This window comes from Nocardia sp. NPDC057455 (assembly GCF_042802775.1).
Classification (GTDB): Bacteria; Actinomycetota; Actinomycetes; order Mycobacteriales; family Mycobacteriaceae; genus Nocardia.
Genome location: NZ_JBHVDM010000006.1, coordinates 105,985 through 111,984, shown reverse-complemented (window position 1 = coordinate 111,984; position 6,000 = coordinate 105,985). Strand labels below are relative to the sequence as shown.

Below are 6,000 nucleotides of genomic sequence, written 5' to 3'. Positions count from 1 at the left end.
ACGCCAAGAGGGTGCTGCGCGCCAGGACGGTGGCGCGCGCCAAGAGGGTGCTGCGCGCCAAGAGGGTGTTGCACGCCAAGAGGGTGCTGCGCGCCAAGAGGGTGCTGCACGCCAGGACGGTGCTGCGCGCCAAGAGGGTGGCGCGCGTCAGGATGGTGCTGCGCGTCAGGACGGTGCTGCGCGTCAGGATGGTGCTGCGCGTCAGGATGGTGCTGCGCGTCAGGATAGTGCGGCGCGCCCGGCGGGCGAGCCGCGCCAAGCGGGTGCAGACCGATCCGAGGGCGAGACGTCGCGATCCCGCGACACAGCGGAATCCGGTTACGGACGGCGCGAAACCGCCGAACCGGTCGTGCTGCCGCTCGTCGGCGACACGGGCGAGTCCAGGCCGGTGCGTCGTCCGGGTCCGGACACCGATGGTCCGGCCCGCAGGGATTCGGGCGAGTCCAGGGCGGTGCGTCGTCCGGGGCCGGACACCGATGGTCCGGATCGTAGGGACTCGGGTGAACCCTCCAGGAACGATCCGGAGTCCGATGCGCGACAACAGGAGCCGAAGAACCGCGGGGAGTGCGCTCGGCTCTCGCTCGAGGAGATTCGGCAGGCCACCGGGAGCGATACCATCCGTCCTCCGGACGAGCCGGTCGGCGAGCGCGGCATGTCGCTGCGCGACATCCAGGATGCCGCGGGTGGCCGCATGTGGGACTACCCGGACAGCGGACCGGACCAGCCTCGCCATCAGGGCATCGCCGACGAACTGCTGCGGATGGCCAGGGGGATGGACCCGCGAGATATCGCCGAGGGCCGGGTCCCGCGCGCCCTCGTGGTGGATGAATACGCCGGCCCGGTCGACGAGCACGGAGTCGGCGCGCATGCCTACACCCTGACCGTGCGGATGAACCCGGACACCGGGGAATTCCACATCGACGTCTCCGATCCGGGAGCGGACAGCCGCAGGGGATTTCCGCCGGATGTGCCGGTGGACGTCCGCGCGGTGTCGGCCCTGCTGTTCGACGGTCAGGGAAATGTGGTGCCGCCCGGCGGATCCGACCCACGTGTGCGTCCGACCGACGATCGCCCGATCTACCGCCCCGACGGTGAGATCGCCGGTCGGCGCAGCGACGAGACGCCGAAGCAGTTCCGGGCGCGGATGCGGGCCGAGATGGCCGACATGCACTCCCGCCGGGCAGCCGAGCAGGCGCGGCAGCTGCGCGATCTGGTGAACCGCATCGATGACGCGGATCTACCGGAAGGAGTGTCGAAACGGTCGTTGCGGATCAGGGCGGCGCAGGCGGAATGGCATGCCCGCGAGTTCGGCAAGAACGCCGATACCTGGTGGCGGGTCGCCGGTGGACGGCCCGCGGACGATGCGCCGATACCGCCGCGTTCACCGTCGCAACCGGATCCCCTGCGCACAAGCGACGATTCGAACCCGACCGACCCGGCGCGCATTCCGCCAAGCGACCGCGATCCGCGCGCCGACGACGAGGCGACTCGGCCCTTCGATTCGGCGAGCCCGCCGCGTGGCGCGGATGACGAGGCGACTCGGCCCTTCGATCCGGCGAGCCCGCCGCGTGGCGCGGATGACGAGGCGACTCGGCCCTTCGATTCGGCGGCCCCGCCGCGTGGCGCGGATGACGAGGCGCCGGAGCCGGGTGATCGGAAGGTGGCGCCGCTGGACCGTGACGGTCCGGAGGGTGATGACGCGGCGCGGCCCGCACGCGACCGAACCCTCGACGAGACACCCGACTTCCTCGGTGAATCCGACGACGTCGAGCACCGGTTGGAACACGGCGCGGACGACGACGTTCCGGCCGGTATGTACCGCGACGCCGACGGACTACTGCACAAATTCGGCGATCGTCCCGACTCCTACCGTGACCCGGACGGCACGTGGCGTCACGAGGACGACGACCCGGGCACCTACCGCGACGACACCTTCCGGTTGCACGACGAGCTGACCAAGGAATACATCGCCGATCATCTGACGAAGCGGCCTTACCGGTTCATGGCCGATCGCGGCCCCGTGCGCCCGTACACGGTGGTCGATGACCTGATCGCACGCCAGATCGCGAAGACGGTCACCCAGCGTGCGGCATTGCAGACGCAACGTGACACGGCCAATGACATGGTCAAACTTCATATGGCGGAGTTCAGGATCGAGAAGATCAGCGACCTGGCCGAGGAGAAGCTCGCTAAGCGCGTGGCAGATCTCGAAGCCGAGATCTTGGAGTCCGACCTCTCCGACGACGAGAAGCAAGCCAAGCTGGATCGTCTCGGCGCGATGGAGCGCAACGCGGCGGAGTTCAACCGGTTGGGTCCGTTGCTGGGCAAGGCGTCGAAGACGCTCGGCGAACTGGGTGGCCGGGCATTCGGGCTGGATGAGAACAAGTGGCCGGGCGCGGTGCTGCTGTCCCCGTTCGAGGGCGCCATCGATGGCGCCGATACCGTCGACATCGCGGTGCTGGTCCCGGGCGTGGACGGTGGGCCGCCGAAGCTGGTGGTGATCGAGGCCAAGGGTGTCGGTGCGCCGCTCGGCGGCTCGAAAGTTGCCGAAGCACAACAGGGTTCGCCGGAATACCTGCGCCGCACCGCGGCGATCGACAAGAATCTGCGGCGGATTCTGACCGAGACGCCCGAGGAGATGGCGGCGCGCGGTGTCGATCCGGACAGCGCGAAGGGCCGGGCGCTGCTGCGGGCGCGTGAGCAACTGCTGCGAGCGCATCGGGACGGGACGCTGGGGGTCGAATACCACCTCGTGCACGCCACCAAGAACGGCGACATCACTTCTCGCCAATTCGATCTCAGACGAGACCGCGAGCTGGTGCGGATCGATGTCATCGGAGGCATCGCATCGCCCGCGCTGGTGCGGATACCGGGCCAGGCGCCGCCCGCGGGTGCTCCAGCCCGTGAGGTGGACGCCCCGGCAAGTGATGCCCCCGATCCGCCGCATGCTGCCGCCGCCCCGCCGCATGCTGCCGCCGCCCCGGCGCATGCTGCCGCTGTTCCGGCGCGCGACGTCGCTGTTCCGCCGGGCGACCCTGCCGCTCGGCCACGTGACGCGGCTGCCTCGCCACTTGACGATGCCGCTGTTCCGGCGCGTGAGGACGCTGTTGCGCCACCGGATGTCGCCGCTCCGCTGCGTGACGCTGCTACCTCGCCACGTGACGCGGCTGCCTCGCCACTTGACGATGCCGCTGTTCCGGCGCGTGAGGACGCTGTTGCGCCACCGGATGTCGCCGCTCCGCCACGTGACGACGCCGCCTCCCCACGCGCTGACGTCGAAGCGCCACGTGACACCGACGAATCAGCTGTTCCACCAAACGGCGACAATCCCGCCGCGGGCGTCCGCGACGCGGAGCTGCTCGGCGTGCCGGGCGAGGACGAATGGTCGCATCTGAGTGCGGAGGAGGTCGGCGAGCGGCTGCAGGAGCACCTGCGCGAGGCTATGGAGAATCCCGACTTCGAGGTCTTCGGGTTCGACCTGGAGGGTCTCGATCCCGAGGTCGTGCGCGAATACGCCAGGGCCATGGTCGATTTGTTCGATCGATTCCCCGCCGTGGACCTTCGCAGCATCGGTATCGGCGGTCTGCCGCCCGAGGTGATCGGCATGGCGCAGCCGCGGCTGGATGCCTCCGGCCGCATGTTCACCGAATCGATCGTCCTCAGCTATGACCACGCGAGTAGCGCGCAGACGTTCCGGGATCGGATGCGGCTCGGTGTCGACAACGGGCGGTTCTCCCCGGAAGTGCTGCGCCGTCCGGTGCGCGCCGTCGTGGCGCACGAATACGGGCACGCGCTCGACTACGCCAGTCAGCAGAGCGCGCGCCATCGGGCCGAGGAATATTTGTACGAGCAATACCTGGACGACGACACCCGCACCCCGGATCTCGCATTCGAGGACTGGCTGCACCAGCTCAGCGGCCACAGCTTCGACCGGGCGGGCGACCTGCGGCCGGAGGAGGCGCTGCCCGAGGCGTTCGCGGACCGGGTGCTCCGCGATGACGACGACGCCGACTCGGTCAGCGTCCCCGCCCGCGCGCTGCACGATCTGCTGACCCGCTCGGCCGCCGAGCCGCCGGAGACCGGTGACACGCCCCTCTCGCTCGAGCCGGACCATGTGGACCTTCCGGGCGATGGTCCGGAGACGGACGCGGGTGGCGGCGCGGACAAGTCCCCCACGGGGCCGCCGCGGGCCGCTGCGTCACCCGACGACTCGCGAGCGGGGCCGGAGCCGGGCGATCGAAAGGTCACGCCGTCGAACCGTGATGAAGCGGCGGAGCCACCGCGGACCGCCGCCGACGGCGGGTCGAGCAAACCGCCCGCCGATCCGCCTGCCCGTACGCCGGACGAACCGGATGACGGTGCCGACAACCGTGAAGGCGAAGCGGAGCGGAACGAGCCGTACCAGCTCCAGGTGTGGCCCCCGCCGGAAGGTGACACCGGTGTGGACAAGCCGGACGGTAGTGAGCCGTCGCCGGAGGAAGGCGCGCGGCAGCCGGTCGATGTCGCCGCGGCCACGGAGTGGGCGAACCGCGAGTATGACCGGATGCTCGCCGAACGTCACCGGCTCACCCGCGAAATGGAGTTCTGGCAGGCCAAGCGCGACGACCGGGTCACCAGGGTGATGGACGTCGCCGATCCGGAAAGGGCGCTGGGTACCCGGGAATCGCTGGCCGGCACGATGCGGAGGCTGGACGAGGCGGCCACCCGGCGGACCGTCGACATCGCTGCGCTGGGTGAGGACGCGGGCAGACAGGTCAGCGAACAGCGCTCGGCCACCGAGCGCATGCGGCGGCTGCGGGACATGAACAAACTGGAGGAGGCCGCCCAGCACGTCATCGGGCTGCGCGAGCGGATCGCGGTGCTCGACAGCAGGCTCAGGGAACTGGTTCGCGACGGTGCCGTCGACGGCAGGCCGCTGCTGGCCGACGCGCTGACCGAGCAGCATCAATCGGCCGGTGCGCGCGCCCGCGAACTCGTGCGGATCAAACCGCGCCGCGTCATGCGGGACGATCTGGCACAGCGGCTGGGGCTCGTCGACGAGCAAGGGATGGTCGACGAGGCCGGTCTGCGGCCGGATCGGTTGGCAGGCACGATCGAACGACTCACGTCCGACCATCCCGGCCGGTCCGACCAGATCGGAATGCTCGACGAGGTGGCCCGTGAGGTCAACGAGGCGCACAACCGGATCGGGCGCATCCAGGATCGGATGGCGCAGCTCGCGGGCGCGGGCCGCCGAGACATCGAAGCGGCCGGTGGCCGGATGGAGACCGACTGGGTCGGGGTGATCGACGGTGAGCCGCCCCGGATCGTCGTCTACGGTCCGCGGGATCCGGTGGCGCCCCCGAGCGGCATGAACGACCACGACCTCGCGCTCCAGCATGCTTCGCACACCTCCGAGGCCGTACTGCGCGCGATGATGCGGCCGGATGTCACGGTGGAGTACCGCCGGGTCACGTCGAACCGGGCGGGGGACTGGACGATCGATGGCGACGTGTCCGCGCCGCCACTGCGTCACGTGGGCGGCCGCTTCGGGGCGAGGGACGGGGCCAGGCCACCGCGCGGCTTGGACGTGGCGATGTGGCGCGCCGCGAACGGCGAGTGGCAGCAGGTCGATCCGTCCCGGCCGGTGACGCGGTCCGCCGAGAACACGCCGGAGATGGGGCGCACGCCCGACACCTCCGAGCCCGACCACCTGGACTCCGGAAACCACGAACCCGGCGATTCCGATAAGAAACTGCTCGGTGCCCCGGACGATGACGAGTGGTCGCGCCTGAGCCCGGCCGAGGTCGGGGAAAAGCTGCGCGACGACCTGCGCCGAATGACGGGCAACCTCGAGTTCGAGGTGTTCGGCTTCGACCGTGATGGTCTCGACGCGGAGGTGGTGCGGGAGATCGCCCGGGCGATGGTCGACATGCACGGCCGCTATCCGCGGGTCGACATCCGCCGGATCGGTATCGGCGATCTGCCGGGCAAGGCGATCGCGGAGGCGAACTCCGGGTA

General features: G+C 70.1%; 2 protein-coding genes (1 of these 2 only partly in view). One reads left to right on the top strand and one right to left on the bottom strand.

Features of this window, described 5'->3' with window-relative positions; all coding sequences use genetic code 11:
* Positions 1-259, bottom strand: a 259-nt coding sequence (locus ACFU5M_RS04110) for a hypothetical protein (RefSeq protein WP_379043359.1), incomplete at its 3' end; no start/stop codon positions are given.
* A 393-nt stretch (positions 260-652) separates the two neighbouring features.
* On the opposite strand from ACFU5M_RS04110, the gene ACFU5M_RS04105 reads away from it, so the two are divergent.
* Positions 653-6,000: the start of a hypothetical protein gene (locus tag ACFU5M_RS04105; RefSeq protein WP_379043356.1), read on the top strand. 24,499 nt of this gene lie beyond the right edge of the window; 5,348 of the gene's 29,847 nt are visible here — the first part of the coding sequence; it begins with the start codon at positions 653-655; the stop codon falls past the right edge of the window.